We start from the raw sequence: 21,089 nt of genomic DNA, 5'->3' as shown, positions 1-21,089 counted from the left end.
GAGCGAGGCTCTCACAAAAATAACTATGGCTTACTCAAGCGCAAAGCGCTGTAAGAATATCGGGTGGGGATATGACGGAGCTTCACGCTTAGGAATGGGAATTAAATAACTCCGATGATTTGTTGTACGGGCGAACGGCCGTTCGCCCCTCCAAACGATCCAATATTCGATCTTATTTAATCCACGATCCTTAGATAAATTTCGGTGTTGTGAGGGAGCCGCGCTCCCTCACAACAATGAGTACTTTACCGAAGGGCTTACATCCCAATTTATCCTCAAAAAAATCAAGTGGGTTTAAACAGCGGTAAAGTCTGATTTGGACAGCTGACCCGCGTCAAAATCTCTCAATATAGCAAGCCGTTGGTTGCCATAGTTGATGAATGTATCTTCGCCATTTTGCGTCATTGTTAGATCGCCAAAACCTAGAGAATCGGTTAAACCCAGGCGATCGCGACCATCTTGAAAATCTTCGATCACGTCATAGCCTTGGTTGAGCTTCAGCACAAACAGATCATCTCCGGCTGACCCGGTCAGGGTGTCTATACCTTCGTTGCCGATCAAGGTATCGTCGCCGCCATTGCCAAACAGTCTATCTCGTCCCTTGCCGCCCAAGATGATATCGTCACCCGATCCACCGTTGATCTCGTCATTTCCATTGCCCCCACTGAGAACGTCATCGCCGCCCAGCCCGAGCAGGGTATCTCTACCATTAAATCCTTCAACAATATTGCTACCGATGTCGCCGACCAATCGGTCTACCAGGTTTCTGCCCCCTAAAATATCAACATCATCCAGATCTTCAAAAATATCCTGGATATCGTTGTCATCAAATACATCATCCAGTTTGTTGATAATTTGAAAATCATCGAGATCGTCAAAAAAATCGTCGATGCCATCGCCTAAATCGTCAAATAGATTGCTGAGTAGATTGTCATCAAATACATCATCCAATGCGTCATCTAGATCCAAGAAATCACCCAGATCTAGGAGATTACCTAACCCTAAAGCAGACAAAGCAAGTGATTCAAGTAAAGGCATATGATCTCCCCTGGCTGACAGCCAGATCGTCTCCTGAAGTGTTTTGAGAGAAGCTTCGCTGAGAAATTTCTATTTTCAATGAGGAACGCAGAAAATGCTTCCTCCAGTTATCTGAATCGATTGGGTGATTCAAGACGGCTCAATAACTCCGTATACAAGTTAATTGACGATGTTTTGACCGATGATGTTCCTTGGATTGGGGCACCTGGGCGTCGGCGTGAAGCGCGATAGGTCTACGCGGGTGGCATTATATAGCCGTCGCCGGGCTGTTCAGGATGGGGGTGCGGGGGCTGTGCCCCCGGACAGGAGTTCCACCCCTGCACCCCGTCTCAAATGAACCCTTCATCGCTATACCAGAATGTCTGTAATGATTTGGCGAAACCATTGATGGGCTGGATCTCCCTGATTTTTACTATGCCACAGCAAACTGACATCAAACCCTCCTGCCTCAAACGGTAGAGCAAAACTTCGCAAATTAATCACTTGGGCATAGGTAGTGGCAACCCGTTCTGCCAGGGTGGCGATTAAATCCGTTTGCGCCAATATAAAGGGCGCTACCAAAAAATGAGGCACGGCGATCGCCACATGGCGTTGTAAATTTTGCTGTTCCAGCACTTGATCAATCCACCCGACCATATCGCCTTTGTGAGGAGAAACCAGGAGATGGGAGGCGGCTAAATAATCGGCGAATGTGACGGTGTCTTGCAAAGACGGATGATCGGGACGAACCACCCCGACAAAGCGATCGTGAAACAAAAATTGCCTGACCAGCCAGGACGGTGATTCAAAAAATACCCCAATGGCTAGATCTATTGTGCCGTCGTCCAAAAGCTTTGGCAGGCGTTGCCGTTCGCTTGCCCGGATTTGGACTCGCACATGAGGGGCGATCGCCTGTAAGCGTGCCATTAATTTGGGTAGCAACAAAAATTCGATATAGTCTGTGGTGCCGATGGTAAAAATCCGATCGGAGGTCTGAGGATCAAAGTCTATGGCATGATGGAGTGCCGTTTGAATTTGGTATAAAACCTGCCGAATCGGGTCTGCCAGGGCGATCGCTTTGGGTGTGGGCTGCATTCCAGTCGCCGTTCGGATAAAAAGTGGATCATCAAATAGCGATCGCAATCGAGCCAGGGCATTGCTAGTGGCAGGTTGACTCAAACCCACCTTTTCCGCAGCTCGGGTTACATGGTGTTCGGTCATCAGCGCATCAAAGACCACGAGCAAATTCAGGTCAACAGCGGCTAAATTGATGTGATGAATAGCAGTCATATCAATAATCCATTGGACAAATAATTGTAACGAGTCGAAGCTATAACTATCCTCTCGATTACAAAAATCAACATCATCATGAGTCAATCACGTGTTCTTGTGACCGGAGCAACAGGCACTATTGGGACAGAATTGATCAAAGTGCTAGTTGCAGCTGATGTTCCCGTTCGAGCTGCCTACAATAGCCCTCGCAGCCAAACCAAGCTGATAGACATGGGCGTTGCCGAAACCGTACAACTGGATATGGATAACCCTGCCAGTTTAGATGCTGCCTTCGATGGGGTGAGTCAAGCATTTTTGCTGGTGCCCTTTACCCCTGATATTGTGGCGCTGGGTAAGACCTTGATTGATGCAGCGCAACGGGCACAAGTGCAGTATGTAGTCAGGATATCGGGGTTTGGGGCTGCCGCTGATGCCCCCGTTTTAGTCGGGCAATGGCACGGGCAACTGGATGAGCATCTTAAGGCATCGGGTTTAGCCTACACCATCATTCAGCCTAACTTTTTCATGCAAAACTTCATTGCCTACTACGGCGACATGATCAGGCAACAAAATGCCATTTATATTCCCTATGGCGATGCTGCCGTCAGTTGGGTTGACGTTCGTGATATTGGGGCAGTGGCAGCAACCTGTTTACAACAGCCAGAAACACACATCGGCAAAACCTACGTGCTGACTGGGGCGACGGCACTCACGACTGCCGACATTGCCGCTCAGCTTTCCCAAGCATTAGGACGCCCGATCGCCTATCACGATGTGCCGGAAACTGCTGCCGTCGAAGCCATGCAACAGCAGGGAATGCCCCCGATTATTGTTCAGGCTCTGGCGGAACTGAATGGGGTTGCGAAAGCAGGCTATAGTGCGATCGTTTCCCCTGATGTTGAAACGGTGACGGGCAAAGCCCCCCTGTCATTTAGCCAGTTTATCGAAGACTACCAAACCGCTTGGATGTCGTAAGAGGCATTGCTTAAGAGTGGGATGAATTTGAACGTGACCGCTTTGGGTTCACGTTCAAATTCATCCCTAAAATCAGCAACACCGTCGTCAGGATCGTGCCTGATTTGTTTGAGAGAGCGCCGGCAGAGCCGTCGCTCTCTCAAACAGCAGGACAGGTTAATTCATCTCAATGCTATTTTCTGGAGACGACACGATGAACGTGTTCATTGTCCATGCTCACCATGAACCCCAAAGCTTTAATACAGCTTTAACCCACGTCGCTCAGCAAACCCTGACAGAGCAAGGTCATGCCGTCCAAATTTCTGACCTGTATGCGATGCAGTTTAATCCGGTATCTGATCGCCAGAACTTCATAACCGTGAAGAATCCAGACTATTTAAAGCAACAAGTAGAAGAGCAATATGCCACAGAATCAGATGGATTTGCGGCTGATATTCAAGCAGAAATAGACAAGCTATTTTGGTGCGATGTGTTAATTTTTCAATTTCCGTTGTGGTGGTTTGGCTTGCCTGGAATTTTGAAGGGTTGGGTCGATCGCGTATTTGCAATGGGTGCCGTGTATGGTGGGGGTCGCTTTTATGACAATGGCGTGCTTCAAGGCCGACGGGCAATGCTATCGCTGACCACAGGGGGACCTGCTACTATCTACAGCCCAACCGGGTTGAATGGCGATATTCATAGCTTACTTTTTCCAATTAACCACGGGGTGTTCAGGTTTGTTGGGTTTGATGTGTTGCCTCCCTTTGTTGCCTATGCGGTAGCGCGTGCCGATGACGAACGCCGTCAGGCGTATTTGGCAGACTATCGCCAGCGGTTGCTAACACTCGACACTACACAGCCGATCCAGTACCCCTCGCTGAGTGAGTATGAACCGGGCACCTTTCAGCTCAAACGCGATCGCGAATAGTGTATCACTACCGGAATGGGTATTAAATAACGTCGATGATGTGTTGTACGGGCGAACGACCGTTCGCCCCTGCAAACGATTCAATACCCGATCTGATTTAATCCACGATCCTTATGTTCGTAAATAACTGGCTCCATTGACATCGACAATTCCACCTGTGAGAAAGGCAGAGGCTTCTTCTGCCAGAAACATGATGGTGTGAGCAATTTCTTCGGGACGGGCAACGCGATTCATGGGGCTTTGCTGGCGAATCGCGTTGCCTTGTGAACTGTCTAACGTAGGACGTGACATTTCCGTTTCGACCCACCCCGGTGCAACCGCCATGACTGAAATATTGTAAGGAGCTAAATGCAAAGCCAGAGATTGACTGAATGCGTTTAATCCTGCTTTGCTGGCGGCGTAAGCCGGAGCCATCGGTTCGCCGCGAAAGGCTCCGCGAGAGGTGACGTTGATGATGCGTCCTTGGCGACGGGGAATCATGGTTTGGGCAACGCAATAGGAAACGTTGACTGCTCCCAATAAATTAATTGCCATCGTCGTTTGCCAGATCGTTTGCCAATCGTCATACCCGGTTTGGTCGAGGGGATGTTCCTGATACATTCCAGCGTTATTCACCAGAATATCGATCGCACCTAACGAAGCGATCGCCTGGTTGATCATAGTTTGAACGGCGATCGCATCTGTTAGATCGGCTTGCACGGTGATATGTCCGGTTCCGGGTAATGTTTGACACAGGCGCTCAGCCGCCGCATGTTGCTGGTTAAAGTGAATGGCAACGGTGGCTCCAGCCTGGGCAAAGGCGATCGCTGTTGCCTGACCAATCCCGCCTGATGCACCCGTGATGAATACAGTTTTTCCCTGGAAATTGCTCATGGTTTACTCTCTTGATTCAGACAGATAATGTTTGAGCGTCACGCTTCGCGTGACGCTCAAACATTATCTATGGGATAGCTACGTTCAATGGGTAGAAGGGTATGGCTTAGTTCAGCTATGAAATTTGCTGTGGGTGCCGCGCTTCGCGCGGCACCCACAGCAAATTTCGGCTCAAATCAGTGATGGCGGGTATGAGCAAGGTGTTATCGGAGTTTAGCTGAATATCTTCCGCAGTAACAAGTAGGTCGTCATTTCCCCCTTGCCTTTAATATCAATCGTGCCTCGTTTCTGAAATTGATAATGCCCTTTCAGTCGCTGATGGACTGTTTCTGTTACTTGAATGCGTCCAGGTTCTCCCTGAGATTCCATCCGACTGGCTATGTTGACCGTATCGCCCCACAAATCATAAATAAACTTGCGCGTGCCAATCACTCCCGCAACTACGGGACCCGTATGAATGCCAATCCGTAAGTTAATCGCTTGGGCAGTGGGGCTGGGAATTTTTTGAATCACGTCTAGCATATCTAACGCCATATCAGCGATCGCTTCTGTATGCTTTACCCGCAGCGTTGGCAACCCGCCTACCACCATATAGGCATCCCCAATGGTTTTAATTTTTTCTAAATCATGCTGATCTGCCAGATTATCAAACGCCGAGAAAATGCCATTGAGTAATTCAATCAACTCTGTGGGCGAAATTTGGGCTGCTAATGCTGAAAAATTGACGATATCAGCAAACAAAACCGTGACGCTAGAAAAACTATCGGCGATCGTTTTCTGCCCCCGTTTCAGCCGTTCTGCAATCGGTTGGGGCAACACGTTGAGCAATAATTGTTCGGAAACACGACGCTGCTGGCGTAACTCGTCTTCGGTAGACTTGCGAATGGTAATGTCGCTGACACTACCTTCGTAATGCACGACGTTGCCTGCTTTATCGCTGATGGCGCGCACATTTTCTGAAATCCAAATCAGACTGCCATCTTTACGATATGCCTGAGACTCAAATTCAGTGACAGAGCCAAACCCTCTCAGATACGCCATCATTTCCTCGCGGCGGCGAGGCTGAACATAAATCTGTCGCCCAATATCCGTAATGCTGGCGATTAATTCGTCGGGTGATTCATAACCATAAATTTCTGCCAATGCCGGATTAGCACTGAGATAGCGTCCATCTAACGACACTTGGAAGATGCCTTCAGCCGCATTTTCAAAAATACTGCGATACTTTTCTTCGGCTTGCTTGAGTTCAGCTGTTCGTTGCTCAACCCGCAGTTCTAATTCCTGGGCTTGCTGCCGTAACTTTTCTTCCGATTGTTGTACCGCTGCTTCGGCTTGCTTGCGATCGCTAATGTCATACAACGTGGTTAATAGCGTATGTTCGCCACCCAGCCGTAGTGGATGGACGGAGGTAGACACCCAAAATAGGCTACCATCCATCCGTTTAATCTGCATCTCATAGTTGTGAATATACCCTTGCGCCGCGATGATTTGCTGAATCGTGTCGCTATCCGCAGGGGTGGCAAAGAAATCTTGTAATTTCAGCCCAATTAGATGGGGAACATCGATTCCCAATTGTTGACTGGATACTGAGTTGGCATAGGCGATCGCCCCATCAAACCGTTGCGTCAAGATCATCAGAATCGGTGTAGACTCTGAGATCGCCCGAAACAACTCCTCACTCTGACGCATCGTTTCAACAGCCTGGGTATAGAGCTGATATTCCAGCACATCCCCATGTTCAGCCGTTGCCTCCAGCATAATTTCCAAATCGGCTTTATCTTTGGAAACCGTTTCTAAAATCTCTTGTAACGTTGCCTGAGCCAGCCTGCGCTCAGCAATTTCAGCTTGCAGCTGTTGGTTAGACTGGTGTAACTGAGCTTCAATCAGATCGCCATGTTCTATAGTAGTTAGCAGCGAAATTTCCAGGTCACTATTTGCCTGTTGCAGGCGTTCGACCTCCTGACGGAGATGGTGAATCTCTTCGATTAGCTTGATTTCTCGATCACTGATCGGCTCTGTCTCCGCCATGTCTCATGCGTAATGGGCTCAGGTAGTGGAAAGAAGTGAGATTTTTGCAAGATGAATGATGACCGGAATAACAAGCAATAAACGCAACTTAGGCAAATTCTAACTGCAAACTCGGCATCAGGCGTTGTAAGTTTTTCAGGGATTTGGTTTGCCACAAAACCTGATCAGATCCTTGTAAGGTCATTTGCACCGTCCCTCGTTGCCGCACCTTGACGACAAACATAGACAGCATACTGATCCCAGAGCTATTCAAAAATTCGAGTTCTCGGAGATTGAGCCTAAAATCGGAAGATTGCTCCAGTGCTTGCAACAACAAATCCATGACGGGTTGATATTGCTCCATACCTTCCAATCGCAAGAACCCCCGGAAAAAAACTGTGGAAGATTCCGGATCATGCCAAATGCTATAGTCTTCAGTTTTGATCTCCACCGACCTTATACCCCCAGGCATCAACACTACCATTCTCACCAACTCCGCGATCGCTATACGTCCAGATGTGCCATCACGCTAACTCGAACCACATCGGGCACAGTTCCCACGGGCTGAAACTTCCAACCAAACTGAGCAGAATAGTCGTTGATCATGGTTAGCAAGCCCATACTTGACTGTCCCATGCCCATTGCAGCTTTTTCTAGTTGACGGGTATAGAACTCATCGAAATCGGCATCTAGTAGTTCTTGAATAAACCGTTGATATTTTTCAACCATTGCTGGGTTGGCGTAGTTTGTAATCTGAAAAATAATTCCTCGTTCATATAAGTATAATGTGATACTTATGGGCAAATTGGCTGATTCATCGCTGTACTTAACTGCATTTTCGATTAACTCATTGGCAACATAACTGACAGCTGCTTTCACCGTATCTCTACGGTTAATCTTACTATCTGGAATTTCATCTCCAGGAAAGAATGCGGCAAAATAGTCGCCTAAAAAATCTGCCGATAGCCCATAGTTGCTCCAGCGGCGGTTGCGCGGGGCAGAGCTAGGAGAAAAATTGAGGGTGAGGTATTCCTCACTGGCAGGCATTTCGTTAGGGAAAGAGCCAAAGGTTTGTTCGATAAAAGTTTGGGTCATTGCTGTCTTGTGAATGGTGGCTGAATGCAGAACAGACGTTTACCTTTGCACTCTGCCTGGTTGAATCTGCCGGTGTTGACCAGTCTAGCGACTCTGATAGAGACGTGAGCGCGCGGAATTTGCAGACCGAGATGCCCTTTTATTGATGCATTCCTTTGCTAGAGGACTGCATCAGGACAAAGACGATGGGGAGTAGCCTTCCTATCATGATTTTCCGTTGCGTAGGGTTCACCTGCACATCAAAACATCATTACTTTTTATGCCAATTTAACTGATACCCATTGAAATTAAGAGCACGACAGATTTCTGTACGGGCTTAGCACTGTCAAGCCCCTCCTGAACTGCTATGTGCCCAACAATTCGTTTGCATTGGTATGGGGACACTGCGTTGCCAATATAGCGTTTCGTGCCTAGACAGATTGCGTGTGTTGAGCGAGAGCCGCGCAAAGCGCGGCTCTCGCTCAACACCTTGTACTTGATGTTATTGAGAATTGCTATAGCTGTTTGAGGACAACCAAGGTAATGTCATCAAAGACTTTTTGGTCTCCAATATGCAACATGACATCGTAAATCACGGCTTGCCGGATCTCATGGGCAGATCGCTGAGCATGTTGCTGTACCACCTGAATCAGGGGCTCTAAGCCATAGAGTTTGTTTTGCAAATTGGTTGCTTCGGTAATGCCATCGGTATACAGTACAACCACATCTCCGGGGTGGAGTTGGATCTGCGCCTGGGCAATAAACTCGGCAATGTTATCAACCATTCCCAGCGGAAACCCCAGATCCAGCGTGTCGATTCGTTCTGCTTCGCCCGTCGCACGCACGACAATCACCTCTTCATGTTGCCCACTGAGCGACAATTGCCCAGACTGATAATTTAACAGGGCAAGGGTGACACTTTTGGATGAATTCATCCGCCGAGTATTTTCGTAAATGACTTGATTCAGGGCGTTGAAGACTTTGAAGGGATCTCGTTCATCAACCGCCAGTAAAGTGCGCACGGCTGTTTGTACCATAATCATCAGCACACCACTTTCTAGACCATGGCCGGTGACATCGCCAATGCCAATATGAAGGCGATCGCGACCTTGCAACACATCATAATAATCACCGCCTACTTCACTGGCGACTTCCATAAACCCAGCAATGTCCAAATCGGCAATCTGATTCAGCTCTTGTTCTTTTGGCAAAATCATTTGTTGCAGTTTTCGGGCAACATCTAACTCGGCACTCATGCGCAAATTATCTTGCTGTAACCGCTGATTCAATAAACTGATTTCTTCGTTTGCAACCTTCAACTCGATGGTGCGTTCTTCTACCCGATCTTCTAAGGCTTTGTTGGCATCTTCTAACGCCACAAAAGAAGCTTGCAATTGGTGCGCCATCTGGTTAAACGATTGCGAAAGTTCACCAATTTCATCCTGGTGTTTGACGGTAACGGTGGTGTCCCAATTCCCCTGGGCAATTTCTTTAGCCGCCGCATTCAGATCTAAAATCGGGCGTGTCACCCATCGTGCTGTCAGCACGCCAATCCCTGTGGCAACGATGAGTGCTGCAATACACAACAGAACGGTAGAACGAGTATTGGCATGGATCTGCTCCATAAAATCGGCTTCGGGAATGACCACAACAATCAACCAATCCAGACCCCGACTATCTTTAAACGGAAGCACTTGAAGAAATTGCTGGTTGCCATTCAGCCCAAACGCCAACTCTTGCTTTTGCTGGATTTGGGTTAAATCGCCGTTGAAGTGTTGCATCAGGTAGCGAGCCGTTGCCTGTACCAGGGGATTGGTACTATCGCTTGCCTGAATCCGTTTTGCCTCTTCTCCGGTGCCCACCAATAACTGTTCTTCTGCCGATGTCGAACTGGAGACTAAGGTGCCCGATCGCTCGATGATAAAGGTTTCACCAGACTGACCCACTTCTAATTTGCTGAGAAATGAGTCTAACTCGACTGACAAGAGAAAGTCTGTGGCGCAGACGCCTAATAGTTTTGTTTGGCTTGTGTCGTAAACGGGGACGCTAGCTGTGATCACGGGAACCAGAGCGTCAAAGTCGATATAAATTTCGCTCCAGGTGGGGCTATTGGCAGCGATCGCTGCTTTATACCAGGGACGCACACGCGGATCATAAGGGCGATCGCCATATCGCTGAAATGTGGCTTGATTGCCAGCCTCATCCAGGGAGTAATAATCAAAGTAATAGTCTGTTGCGGCATTACTGTATTGCAACACTAACTCTTCGTCGTTGTTTGCGTGCCCTACTCCCATAAACGCCCCATCGCTTTCAGTGCCGCAATAAATCAAATTGGTCGTTGGGAAGGTCTTTGCTTGTTGCCAAAACAGATACGTGCCTTTGCGTTCAGCAATTTGCAAGTCGCCCCGAGACAATGAGGTTTGATTAATTTGATTGATTAAAAAAGGGGTTTCAACATAGCTTTGCAATTGCTGCTGAATCCGTGCTGTTAGCTCATCGCGCAATTGAGAGGCTAACTCGTTAACCGCTTGCTGACCATTCCGGAACGAGAGATAGCCTACCAAAGCAACTGTGCCAAACACTTGCACCACAAACGGAACAATCAGAAGTGTACGCAGCGATAATTTTCGGCGTTGAGGGGCGGGCGAAGACAAGTGGGCAGCCATTCCGATTATTCCGATACAAGAATAGAATAAAAAATTACTTCTAAGGAATATCGGCTACAAAGCAAATTTGTCATGATTGTTAACATTCATGCTGCACCAGGGAGCAGCATGGCATGGCGCAGCTTGGTATACATGGGCAGGTGATACCAAAGATTTCACTAGGCTCGTGGATTTGATAAAACCGAAGGTTTATTTTTGGAAGCGCGGCTCCGTCGCGCTTCCAAGAATAAATCTTCGGGTTTTAATTAATTTGTGATCCTAGTACACCAACTTAAAAGTTTTAGAGGGAGTGGAGGGGGAAAACCCACTCTTGGGGGCGCAGCCCCCAAACCCCAATGTTGCAAAATTTCGTGTTTGCAACACGAGTGAGTAAAGATCAAACATCTTCCCTCTGGCTTTGTGGTGGCAGGGGAACTAAAAATTGGCGTTAGCACTCTAACGTCTGACTGCAACTAATAACTAATAACCCATAACGCAGGAGTTGCGATCGCCTGCTAATGGCTTGAAGCGATGCTTAGAAGTGGCGATTAATGGGTGAGTTCACCTGGCTAACTTCAGCTCGTTGGGAGACAATGACATAGCCAATTAGGCTGAGGGGCAGACCCATCGTTGTCACCATCACGGCTAAGGCGATCGCATAGGCACCTAGTTCGTCAACGTTTTGGAATAGTTTTTTCATAGAGAACGACCTCAAGGGTGGCGGGTGGGGCTAAAACTTTGCGATTAGAGACGTCTAATGCAGATCAGGCGGGAATTAGATGGCGATCGCCATCATTCATTGAACCTTGCATTACTTAATACGAAGTCACCCTGGAATTGGATCTACCGTTATGTATAGATTTTACAAATATTGTTAAGATTTCGTAACTTATTCAAGCTCCTGCATGAAGCGATGTCCAGGCATCACATCGTTCTGTAGCTGCTTCAATCTTCAAGGACAACAGGGTTAGGGAGTGAGCTTCGCTCACTCCCTAACCCTGCGTCAGGTCTACTTATACCAGCTGTTTATGAAGTTGCGCCAAACTAAAACCCCCTGTAGTCTCCTTGCCAAGGGGGACGGCGACAGCCGGGGTTGAATAAGATGCAGCGTCCCATTAAATCAGTATTAGAATCGTGGATTAGCAGAATCCAGGACTTATTTCTTCAAGCACGTCGTCATCACGCTTTCAAGCTAGACTTCCGGGTGTGATTGAATTTGTGATGTTTAATCAGCGTGAAACGGAGAGGGGGGGATTCGAACCCCCGTTGAGTTTCCCCAAAGCGCATTTCGAGTGCGCCGCATTCAACCGCTCTGCCACCTCTCCAGGGTGGGGTATCTCCGACCATTTTACTGCCTAATGAAAAAAAGGGCATGGCTTCATCCAGAGATGTTATGGAATCGAAAATCTCCGGGTTCCTATTTCATCTAGGCTGATATAGCAATCCTAATTTGATTTGTGAAAATGATCGGTTGTGAAAGCGCCCGCCCTTCGGGCGGGCGCTTTCACAACTGACTCAGAATCGCTATATAGCCTGACGCCACTTTGTTAGGACAGGTGATGTGTTGAAAAGCGGTGCGCCGCGCCACTTTTCAACACATCGCGATGCTGCTTCTAAGCATGGCGCTATAGCTCAGACTCCAGGATGCTCTTAAATCCCTGCTCCGGAGTCCATTGGATTGCGCCATCTCGTCCTGTGCAATAGATCGTTGCCGCGTGAGCTTTCAGCCATTGTTCTGTGGCAGGGGAAATGGATTTAGCAGATGCGATCGCCACTTTAGGGTTGAGTGCTGCCAATAATTTGGGATGCAATGCTTCTCCAGACCACCACAGGACTTGAACCGAGTGTTGCAACTGGGCGATCGCTGGAGCTTGTTGCTCAATGGCAGGTAGAGGATTCAGCAATAGCCAGGTCTGATCTGCCAGTTGCACTTGCAACGCAACGGGATCGGTGCTGATCACGTTGACCGTGACAGAACCCAGTTGTACGGGTTGATCGGTCGTTAGCGGCAGCAAAGGGGCTAAGGTTGGCGCTGGATGGTTGGGTGGTTGAGGTGATGAAACCGTCTCACTGGCTGCTGTGGTGGGCAAAGGCGGGTTGCTATAGAGGGTTTGAATCGTAATTTGTTCTCGCAGCCGTTGCCAGCTTGCTTGATTAGACTCATTCCAATGAGTGGCGATCGCCCATTGCAACTGATTGATCCCCTGTTTTTGAAAAAATGGCAGCAGGGTCAGTTGGGCATCTGTCTCCGTGCCGCTGTTAATCAAGCCCACATTCCCTTTGTCTTGCACCACTAAAACCGGATCGGTCGCGGTTGCTAAAACTGTGGCTCGATAGAGATGGGTGATGTTGTAGCTAACGGGCAAGACCACCAAAGCGATCCCCACCAATCCCGCTATCCACCAATAGCGTTGCCATCGCGGTCGCCACCAGATCAAGATCAATAAGCCATACAAGCTCAAAACCTGGCTGAGGGCGATCGCCCCAACTGCAAAGCGATTGCCGGGTAAGTGATTGCCCCATTCGGCGAGTTTGATAAACAGAGTGGTGGGGTAATAGAGTGAGCCTGCCGACAGACTGCCGAGTGTGGGATGAAGTAATGCCGCTAGAGCGCTGATCATGCCGCCAATGCTGATGATCATAATCAACGGAGCCGTAAGCACGTTGATGAGAATGCTATAGGGCGAAACGATGCCAAAGGCAAAGAGCTGTAGGGGAAATACCCAGACATAGGCAGCAATGGGAACCGAGATCAACGGGGCGATCGCGGTGGGTAGCCAGTCCAGCCATCGATTCAACACGGGCACTGTGACCAACAGTCCCAACGTTGCCAAAAAACTCAGCTGAAACCCCAAATCAAAAATCCATAGCGGCTGCCACAGCAATAACACCACTGCCGCAAACAAGATCGCACCTAACGGGCGCACCTTCCGTTCGGCGGTCAGGGCAAACAGGGCAATAATCCCCATAATGCCTGCTCGTAAAACGGCGGCTTCCAGACCCGTCAGCCCGACATACAGCAGCAAAACACCCGTCCCCAACGCCATTCTCAGTCGGGCAGGCAGGCGTTGGGTTAGGCTCAAAATCACGCCAATTAACATCGATACCTGAGCGCCAGACGCCGCCAAGGCGTGGGCTAACCCTGCTTGTTTGAATTGATCTTGAATATCAAACGGCACATCCACTGCCCTGCGCCCCATGACCATGGCGCTGAGTAAGGGACCTTCGGGTACGCCCAGTCCATTCACCTGGGCACGGCTAATCCGTTGCCGAATCGACCACAAGGGTGCAGTGGGGGCAGATGATCTGGCGGGACGATCCACTTGATAACCACTTAAGCCCGCAAAGATGCCCTGCCTCGCCAGGTAATGCTGGAAGTCAAAGCCACCTGGATTGGTGGCAGGTTTGGGTCGATACAACGAGCCTCTAATCTCTACCCGCTCTCCGGGATAAAGTCCTGTGCCTTGCAACAGTGGCACGGTCACGTAGACTTTGCCTGTAACGGGCTGAGGTGCAGGTGGGGTTTCGCTGACTGCGTCTGTTTCAGTGGAAAGGGCGATCGCCTCTGTGGCGTTGAGTTCAAACTGAATTTTTTGGTTGCGGGTGAGCCGGGGTGGACTGGCAATTTGCCCGTGAACGTCAACCTGTTGCGCAGGGGCAAACTCACTGGTGCCTGCCAGCAAGCGACTAATATCTGTACTCGCTGGCGCAGGTGTCCGGATCTGCATATAAAAACTGGCTGCAAAGCCGACTAATCCAGCAATTAACCAAATTCGCGATCGCGGCATCGCCCGCCAATATCGCGGCACGATCAACGCAGCGATCGCCCCTGAAGCTAACATCACCCAGGCTCCGGTCGGAATGCCTCTAAATTCGCCAGAAATTCCCGTTAGTAATAGACCTACACCGTAGGCTAGACACACTACAGCCCAATCAATCGCCGTCATCATCCCTGATTCTCAATGCACCCTTCGACTGCCAGTGTTCCCGATGACCATGGCGATCGCTCATCGACAAAGCCTTTTGACAACGACACATTGAGGAAAAAAATAAGCCAGCTCAGCCACATCAGGTATGGTCGAACTGGCTTTCAATGATGTAAAGTCCTTAATTTACCTGCTTCAATCCCTAATTATTTAAGGATCATGGATTAAATAAAACCGAAGAGTTATTTTTGGAAGCGCGGCGTCGCCGCGCTTCCAAAAATAACTTCCGGGTTTTATTTAATTTGTAATCCTAAGATTTGACTTGTTTTGCCATATCCATAAAGCGATTTAGGCTGGGACCTGGACGACGACGACTGGTCGAGCTTCCAGCTGTCACCAGGTAGTTAGGAGAAAACAAAGCAGGTGCCGCTTGTGTAGGTTGAGGTGCGACAGGTTCAACCTTTGCAGGTGCGGGTGCAGGTGCAGGCGCAGGTGTAGCAGGAGCCGCAACCTTCCCATTTAAAGATTCAGGTGCTGCGGTTTCTAAAGCTTTTTCTTTTTTAATCTTTTCTTTCTGGGTAGGTGCGGGAGCTGGTGCCTCAGTAACCGAAGAGGATGAATCATCTTCTAAGAAATACTCAGACTTCTTGAAAATACTGAAAATACCACCCAAGAGAGAAAAAATACCCCCAATCAACTTTTTGATAAGACCCATTATTGCGATCGCTCCTAAACTTTAGCTTAATCAAAATTCCAGCAAGCCCATCCGTACGGACAGAAAATACCAAGAGAATAGATCTATAAGCCTATTCATCAAGTTAATTATGAGATTCTATGTACCCTATATGCAATATTCATCAACACTTTTCCGTGAAGCCTAAATTGTAAGTAGCTATACACACCTCGATCCAGGCTCCGTAAGCAATAACGGCTGACTCAGGAGGTTTCCCAGTTTTGCAGGGGGGATGAGTAAGACTCCCCACTCCTCCCAGTTGGGCTGTAAAGCGCCAGTCTGAGGTAGAGGAACGGCAACAATTTTTATATTTATTTACAATGATCAAGACTGTTTCTCAGTCATTCGCTGTAGCACTACAGATCTGGTGTTGCAAACACGAAATTTTGCAACATGGGGGTTTGGGGGCTGCGCCCCCAAGAGGGGGTAAAACCCCCTCCACCCCCTCTAAAACTTTTAACTTGGTGTACTAGTGTTGCAAACATGAAATTTTGCAACATGGGGGTTTGGGGGCTGCGCCCCAAGAGGGGGTAAAACCCCCTCCACCCCCTCTAAACCTTTTAAGTTGGTGTATTGGTAGGTTTATGCAGCCAGCGAAGGACTGGTGAGGATGGGGGCGCGGGGGCTATACCCCTCCGAGCACTAAACACCCTTATAGCCACTATTCCAACGATTGAAACAAGACGTAATAGTCTAAATGTGTTGAAAGCCGTCATGCAGAGTTTAGCTATCAACATCTAACGCGTGATCTATATGTGATTTACATACGTTTGTATGGTCGGTCGTCATTTAAATACCATTCTCAACGACCCTGGAAAGAGCATGAGAAAGAGGTTTTCTGCGATTGAGCGGAATCTCTGTCTTTTTATGGTTGAGTGCTTCCCCCGATGTTTTTCGGGCATTAAACACCTCAACATTCAGACGATATCCGACATTCCGTACGGTTTGAATTAAACTTGGTTGCCGAGGATCAACTTCAATTTTTTTACGTAACGACAACACATGGGTATCGACCGTGCGATGGTTATCGATCGCATCGGGCCATGCTTTGCGCAAGAGTTCTGATCGACTTAGGGGTGCGCCCCCTGCCTGTGCCAGGACATACAACAAACTAAATTCTTGGGGGGTCAGATCAATAAGATCCTCTTTAAATCGAACTCGCCGTTGAATTAGGTCAACCTTGAGGTCTCCATAATCTAAAAACGCGGGAGCGGTCGTCGAGCGATGGCGGCGGGTGAGCGCCTCAACCCGAGCCAAAAACTCTTGCATACCAAAAGGTTTGGTTAAATAATCATCTGCTCCAGCTTTCAGACCTTCAACAATATCAGACTCAGTGTTGCGGGCAGACAACATGAGAATTAGCGGGTGTTCTTGGCGTTGGAGCCATCGGCAAAACTCCAAACCGTCTCCATCCGGCAATTCTGAATCGAGGATAACCAGGTGCGGCTGGCGGCTCTGGAACACCTCTCTACCTTGCTGAAGGTCAGCAGACTGATACACCTCATATCCCACCTGCTGCAAGTGCCAGCCAAGCAGCGATCGCAAATGAGGATTGCCCTCAACGATTTGGATACAAACAGATCCCACAGTGTCAGGCGTAATTTTGGGTTAGCGAGTTTCAGGTTATCAGAGTCGTTGTGTGGTTTTTTGTAACTGTAGCTACTTCGAAGACTTCTGTTTTCCAGTTTGAGTAAATTTTAGACGGACTCAGTCCATTTCGGCATCGATAGCGGGTGGAATAGAGAGGCGACGACTCTGCCGTCGCCCTCTCAAACAGAATTAAGTTTGATTTAATGTACGATTCTCAGTGGAGACGTTTCGGTCAATCCCGATTGAACAGGGACGAGATATAGCAATCCCCAATAAGATTGTGCGTGACCCACTCCGAAGGGGTGTGCTCCTCACAATCCGCTTATCTCATAGCTCATGTAGAACTGCTATATATAGGTGGTCGGGCTGAAGGGCTGCAACTCCTCATCCAGCAACATTATTCTTATAAGATTGCTATAGTTTCGTTGTGGTTCATCTACACATATGTTGCTCATTCTCTCTGCCACGACCGTTAACCCGCTTGTTGAAAATCTATTATTTTTAGCGATCGCCACGAGTTTCCTCATTGGGGTTGGCTGGAAATACCGTCATTCGCCACCTTTCAGCTTGCCCCGCAACCTGCCCCGATGGTTTGCCACCTGGTTGGTTGTGGTTTTGTTCGTTGGTATTTTAGTCCCTATCGTTGCGATCGTCTTTGGCTGGTTTGGCTTAGGAAATAACAGTGTTTTACAAGCATTTCTACCTTATTTTCTGATGCTTGGGTTGCAAATTCTCTCCGAAAATACAACCTTAAGGTACTTTCGTTCTTGTGTTTGGGTTATTATTCCTTGCTTATATATTCCCTATCGGGTATGGCAACTTTATACAGGCATAGAGCTGATTAGTACCGATGCCAATCTACTTTGGGTTAGGCAGCTACTGATGCTGGAGATTTGGTTTTGGCTGTTTAATTACGGTGTTCATCTCTCCCAACTGCCCAACCTTTTACGGTGGGATACTCAATCTCAACTTTTTCCCAATCAGAAAGTGTCTACCTCGGGTTAGGCTAAACTTGCTGCTGGAAAGGCTTAACAACTGCTGCCACACTTCTGGCAAGCCTATGCAGACTAGGCGATCGCCCTCGAATAAATATTAATAAATATCACGATTGTAGGGATACTAAATATTAAGTTTTTATAGGAAACGTGATTAACAAATTAACGAGTCTTTCCTGAATCATCGGAGATTCAAATCATTTCCGGTGCGTACTGAAATTAATTGTGGCTCACAAGGTTTTCAACCAGCAGATTATTGATGTAAAACGTGCCAAAAGAAACGGGATTTAAGCGTTAGCATTTTGCCAACGCTGCCCTAGCGAACTCAAAAACGAAATGCTTGGAGCCGGGCAGCCCATCCCTATAATTTTGTATTTACTTCCTAAAAAAGATCTGCTAATTTCGTCGAGGGTAGGTTAAAGTGAGATTATTTTGTCCGTATTTCTGGATATCCACACTATGATTTATTTAGTCTAAGTTAATGTGGCTAGATCCATTCTTTAATAACTCCCCTGAAATCTTTCCACGTCCTGAAGTCGTCGTCGCATCTCAGTCTAAATTTTGGTTTTCAGTGGGGCATGTTAGCAAACTTTGTTCAAGATGATTTGGCTCTAAGCGCTAGCCACAGTGTGAGGATTAAGTACTAATGAGCGGTGACACCACGGCATTTTTGGCGGGCTGTGCGATTACAGGAGTAGCAGCAGTGTTGCTACTGCGGGGTGGGCTGATTTCTGAACAATCTCGAGTCCCGTCGATGCAAACCCCACCTGCAACGTCGTTGCAGCAAGTTCCTCCATCGTCGCTTTCAGCGCCGGGTGTGCCCCTAACGTCTGACCAGCAGTGGCAACTCGAACGGGAATTAGACCAACAAAAAACTCTGACAGCAGATTTAAAAAATCAACTCGAACTGCAAAAAACGACAACCGATGATCTGAAAACGTCGTTAGAGCGGCAACAAAATGATACAGAAACGATCATTACCCAATTGCAGCAAAAGGTTGAGACGCAGCAACGCATACTAGACACGATCGCTGTGCAACAACAGATCAGTGCGGCTGATGTTGCCCGTTCGTCTGACAATCGGCTGACTCTATCAGAACAACTCCAACTCGCAAATCTGCCACAGCAACAACCTGTCAGGTTTCAAAATACGCTGCTTTGGGTTGTTGGCGTCACCCTGATCGTCCTGGCGTTGGGTGGGGGTGTTATTTTGGTGATTTTAATTGTGTTGCTTGTTCAGTCTCAACGCCGTTACCCCCGTCCGATGCATGTGATCCACCCCATGCCACCCCCTTACGTACTGCCTGAACAAGCCCTCTTACCATCTCAGACGCGATCGCCCAGACGTACCAGTCAGATTGAAATCTACGAAGATTAAACCCGTTCAGGATTCTCATCAAAATACTGTTTTGGGAGAGTGCGGCTCTGCTGCACTCTCCTAAAACGATGTGGGTTTGAATTTTGCAAGGCTCTTTTAACCGCTCTATATAATCAACCTAATTTCAGTGCCATAGCAGGGGTGCAGAGGCTTAGCCTCTGCACCCCTGCTATTGTTAAAAATCACCCCTCTGATTTGAACTTAGGTCTTTGCGCCGTGGCATGATTAAGCTGGGTGTTTTGGCTACCGACTCTGTAGTCCACCACTATGTCGGTTTTGAGTATGCCGACGCCGTTGTATTGTGTAGGCAAATTCTTAAGATTCTCATGATTAATACCCTGAAATATACGCTTAGAGCCGCAATACTCACTTTGGTTGCGACGGTCTCATTATGGGTAAGTCCTGGCTGGTGCGCTCAACCGGCATCTGCCAGTATGCTGATTGCCAACCTGCCTGCGGGCAATGCAATCACGGATGGCAAAGCAATCCTGAGATATGCTTTACCAATCGACAACCCGACTGTCCGCGAACTCCAGAAGTCGATTGAAGATATCTCTGAGACTCTGCGAATTAGCCGCAAACGGTTGACGGCTATCAATAGCAACTTAAAACTGGCAGACCGGATCGTCACCACCAAACAGGATGTGCTGTTAGCCAAGATTCCCGACGATCGCAAACCTGAAGCAGAAGCGGCGATCGCCCAAATGCAACAATTGCTGGGTGACATGCACCAGGCCGTCGAGACTCAAGATAAAGAAACTATCTTAAGCAAGCGCAGCCAGTTTTTAGAACAGGTTGGGGTTTTGGAAGCGCTCATGGTGACTCAGTTTCCCTTTGAGGTGCCAGAAGCCTATAGTCAGTTGCCTCAGCTCAAAGGTCGCGCAACCATTGCCGTCAAAACTAACAAAGGCGACATGACCGTTGTGGTTGACGGCTATAGTGCCCCCGTCACCGCCGGTAATTTCGTTGATCTGGTGAAACGTGGCTTTTACAATGGCTTGGCGTTCACCCGAGCAGAAGATAATTATGTGTTGCAAATTGGTGATCCACCCGGCAAAGAAACTGGGTTTATTGACCCAGGCACCAAACAATATCGTGCTATTCCTCTGGAAATCTTGGTGAAGGGAGACAAAGAACCCACCTATGGCATCACCCTGGAAGATGCGGGTCGTTATTTAGATAACCCAGTTTTGCCCTTTTCTGCCTATGGTGCGTTGGCAATGGCTCGCCCCGGCAATGACCCCAATGGTGGCTCCTCTCAGTTTTTCTTCTTTTTGTTTGAACGCGAACTCACCCCACCGGGCTTTAATCTGCTAGATGGACGGTATTCCGTGTTTGGTTATGTCACTCAAGGCAGCGACGTGTTAGAGAAACTCAAACAGGGCGACCAAATCGAATCGATGACCGTGGTATCGGGTATCGAAAATCTCCAATAGCATTCATGGTAGTGTTTCAAACTTATGGTTAATTTTTTGGAAAGGCGCGCGCCGCGCGCTTTTTCAAAAAATTAACAACAGATCTAGACCATCACCGCTACATGTTTAAATTTTAAAACGTTGTATGGCGCGGCTCAGCCGCGCCATACAACGTTTTCTATGGATTTGAGCCTTCTTAATTCTCTTTCCCAAGAAGGCACCAGTTTGAAAATTTCCCGTTTGTGGGTGACGCTTTCCCTAAAGAGCAGGGATTTAAGCAAA

Annotated in this window: 16 protein-coding genes and 1 tRNA gene; 5 read left to right on the top strand and 12 right to left on the bottom strand. The window is 48.1% G+C overall.

Features of this window, described 5'->3' with window-relative positions:
• Window positions 1-294: 294 nt before the first annotated feature.
• On the bottom strand, window positions 295-1,038 hold the full coding sequence (locus ACR6Z4_RS04425; protein ID WP_479716014.1) for a calcium-binding protein: 744 nt from the start codon (window positions 1,036-1,038) through the stop codon (window positions 295-297).
• Window positions 1,039-1,386: 348 nt separating this feature from the next.
• Complete coding sequence (locus ACR6Z4_RS04420; protein ID WP_479716013.1) at window positions 1,387-2,307, bottom strand: LysR family transcriptional regulator; 921 nt, start codon at window positions 2,305-2,307, stop codon at window positions 1,387-1,389.
• A 78-nt stretch (window positions 2,308-2,385) separates the two neighbouring features.
• Between ACR6Z4_RS04420 and ACR6Z4_RS04415 the strand changes: the two genes are divergently transcribed.
• Window positions 2,386-3,264, top strand: coding sequence for an SDR family oxidoreductase (locus ACR6Z4_RS04415; RefSeq protein ID WP_479716012.1), 879 nt, complete (start codon window positions 2,386-2,388; stop codon window positions 3,262-3,264).
• A gap of 193 nt (window positions 3,265-3,457) precedes the next feature.
• Window positions 3,458-4,171, top strand: coding sequence for an NAD(P)H-dependent oxidoreductase (locus ACR6Z4_RS04410; protein WP_479716011.1), 714 nt, complete (start codon window positions 3,458-3,460; stop codon window positions 4,169-4,171).
• Window positions 4,172-4,282: 111 nt separating this feature from the next.
• On the opposite strand, the gene ACR6Z4_RS04405 is transcribed toward ACR6Z4_RS04410, so the two are convergent.
• The 10 genes from ACR6Z4_RS04405 to ACR6Z4_RS04360 form a co-directional block, all read right to left on the bottom strand.
• Window positions 4,283-5,044: an SDR family NAD(P)-dependent oxidoreductase gene (locus ACR6Z4_RS04405; RefSeq protein WP_479716010.1), complete on the bottom strand. Its 762-nt coding sequence runs from the start codon at window positions 5,042-5,044 to the stop codon at window positions 4,283-4,285.
• Window positions 5,045-5,257: 213 nt separating this feature from the next.
• The gene (locus ACR6Z4_RS04400) at window positions 5,258-7,072 is read right to left on the bottom strand and encodes an adenylate/guanylate cyclase domain-containing protein (protein ID WP_479716009.1); all 1,815 of its coding nucleotides are present in this window, start codon (window positions 7,070-7,072) and stop codon (window positions 5,258-5,260) included.
• An 88-nt stretch (window positions 7,073-7,160) separates the two neighbouring features.
• Entirely contained in the window at window positions 7,161-7,502 is a 342-nt protein-coding gene (locus tag ACR6Z4_RS04395) for a slr1659 superfamily regulator (RefSeq protein WP_479716008.1), read from the bottom strand.
• Between the two features lie 53 nt (window positions 7,503-7,555).
• Window positions 7,556-8,146, bottom strand: a complete 591-nt coding sequence (locus tag ACR6Z4_RS04390; RefSeq protein ID WP_479716007.1) for a slr1658 family protein — start codon at window positions 8,144-8,146, stop codon at window positions 7,556-7,558.
• Between the two features lie 494 nt (window positions 8,147-8,640).
• The gene (locus tag ACR6Z4_RS04385; RefSeq protein ID WP_479716006.1) at window positions 8,641-10,791 is read right to left on the bottom strand and encodes a SpoIIE family protein phosphatase; all 2,151 of its coding nucleotides are present in this window, start codon (window positions 10,789-10,791) and stop codon (window positions 8,641-8,643) included.
• 514 nt (window positions 10,792-11,305) lie between these two features.
• Window positions 11,306-11,470: a hypothetical protein gene (locus tag ACR6Z4_RS04380; RefSeq protein WP_479716005.1), complete on the bottom strand. Its 165-nt coding sequence runs from the start codon at window positions 11,468-11,470 to the stop codon at window positions 11,306-11,308.
• A 540-nt stretch (window positions 11,471-12,010) separates the two neighbouring features.
• Window positions 12,011-12,095: transfer RNA gene (locus ACR6Z4_RS04375), tRNA-Ser, on the bottom strand.
• Between the two features lie 300 nt (window positions 12,096-12,395).
• Window positions 12,396-14,720 carry a ComEC/Rec2 family competence protein gene (locus tag ACR6Z4_RS04370; protein ID WP_479716004.1) on the bottom strand — a complete coding sequence of 775 codons (2,325 nt, stop codon included), beginning with the start codon at window positions 14,718-14,720 and terminating at the stop codon, window positions 12,396-12,398.
• Window positions 14,721-15,006: 286 nt separating this feature from the next.
• Entirely contained in the window at window positions 15,007-15,411 is a 405-nt protein-coding gene (locus tag ACR6Z4_RS04365; protein ID WP_479716003.1) for a hypothetical protein, read from the bottom strand.
• An 807-nt stretch (window positions 15,412-16,218) separates the two neighbouring features.
• The gene (locus ACR6Z4_RS04360) at window positions 16,219-17,016 is read right to left on the bottom strand and encodes a response regulator transcription factor (RefSeq protein ID WP_479716002.1); all 798 of its coding nucleotides are present in this window, start codon (window positions 17,014-17,016) and stop codon (window positions 16,219-16,221) included.
• 447 nt (window positions 17,017-17,463) lie between these two features.
• On the opposite strand from ACR6Z4_RS04360, the gene ACR6Z4_RS04355 reads away from it, so the two are divergent.
• The 3 genes from ACR6Z4_RS04355 to ACR6Z4_RS04345 all read left to right on the top strand — a co-directional run bounded on the left by ACR6Z4_RS04355 (window position 17,464) and on the right by ACR6Z4_RS04345 (window position 20,828).
• Window positions 17,464-18,024 carry a DUF7733 domain-containing protein gene (locus tag ACR6Z4_RS04355; protein WP_479716001.1) on the top strand — a complete coding sequence of 187 codons (561 nt, stop codon included), beginning with the start codon at window positions 17,464-17,466 and terminating at the stop codon, window positions 18,022-18,024.
• Between the two features lie 636 nt (window positions 18,025-18,660).
• On the top strand, window positions 18,661-19,392 hold the full coding sequence (locus ACR6Z4_RS04350; RefSeq protein ID WP_479716000.1) for a hypothetical protein: 732 nt from the start codon (window positions 18,661-18,663) through the stop codon (window positions 19,390-19,392).
• Window positions 19,393-19,718: 326 nt separating this feature from the next.
• Window positions 19,719-20,828 carry a peptidylprolyl isomerase gene (locus tag ACR6Z4_RS04345; protein WP_479716130.1) on the top strand — a complete coding sequence of 370 codons (1,110 nt, stop codon included), beginning with the start codon at window positions 19,719-19,721 and terminating at the stop codon, window positions 20,826-20,828.
• Window positions 20,829-21,089 lie beyond the last annotated feature (261 nt).

It is taken from the genome of Calyptranema fuscum S582, from assembly GCF_055793305.1.
The sequence above is the reverse complement of the archived record's forward strand: the minus strand, read 5'-3'. Positions and strand labels throughout refer to the sequence as shown.

What these genes read in the sequence shown, in the direction of transcription:
- ACR6Z4_RS04405 (WP_479716010.1), bottom strand. Translation starts at nt 5,044, where the DNA reads ATGAGCAATTTCCAGGGAAAAACTGTATTCATCACGGGTGCATCAGGC.
- ACR6Z4_RS04380 (WP_479716005.1), bottom strand. Translation starts at nt 11,470, where the DNA reads ATGAAAAAACTATTCCAAAACGTTGACGAACTAGGTGCCTATGCGATC.
- ACR6Z4_RS04400 (WP_479716009.1), bottom strand. Translation starts at nt 7,072, where the DNA reads ATGGCGGAGACAGAGCCGATCAGTGATCGAGAAATCAAGCTAATCGAA.
- ACR6Z4_RS04420 (WP_479716013.1), bottom strand. Translation starts at nt 2,307, where the DNA reads ATGACTGCTATTCATCACATCAATTTAGCCGCTGTTGACCTGAATTTG.
- ACR6Z4_RS04365 (WP_479716003.1), bottom strand. Translation starts at nt 15,411, where the DNA reads ATGGGTCTTATCAAAAAGTTGATTGGGGGTATTTTTTCTCTCTTGGGT.
- ACR6Z4_RS04385 (WP_479716006.1), bottom strand. Translation starts at nt 10,791, where the DNA reads ATGGCTGCCCACTTGTCTTCGCCCGCCCCTCAACGCCGAAAATTATCG.
- ACR6Z4_RS04390 (WP_479716007.1), bottom strand. Translation starts at nt 8,146, where the DNA reads ATGACCCAAACTTTTATCGAACAAACCTTTGGCTCTTTCCCTAACGAA.
- ACR6Z4_RS04425 (WP_479716014.1), bottom strand. Translation starts at nt 1,038, where the DNA reads ATGCCTTTACTTGAATCACTTGCTTTGTCTGCTTTAGGGTTAGGTAAT.
- ACR6Z4_RS04350 (WP_479716000.1), top strand. Translation starts at nt 18,661, where the DNA reads ATGAGCGGTGACACCACGGCATTTTTGGCGGGCTGTGCGATTACAGGA.
- ACR6Z4_RS04410 (WP_479716011.1), top strand. Translation starts at nt 3,458, where the DNA reads ATGAACGTGTTCATTGTCCATGCTCACCATGAACCCCAAAGCTTTAAT.
- ACR6Z4_RS04415 (WP_479716012.1), top strand. Translation starts at nt 2,386, where the DNA reads ATGAGTCAATCACGTGTTCTTGTGACCGGAGCAACAGGCACTATTGGG.
- ACR6Z4_RS04370 (WP_479716004.1), bottom strand. Translation starts at nt 14,720, where the DNA reads ATGATGACGGCGATTGATTGGGCTGTAGTGTGTCTAGCCTACGGTGTA.
- ACR6Z4_RS04355 (WP_479716001.1), top strand. Translation starts at nt 17,464, where the DNA reads ATGTTGCTCATTCTCTCTGCCACGACCGTTAACCCGCTTGTTGAAAAT.
- ACR6Z4_RS04345 (WP_479716130.1), top strand. Translation starts at nt 19,719, where the DNA reads ATGATTAATACCCTGAAATATACGCTTAGAGCCGCAATACTCACTTTG.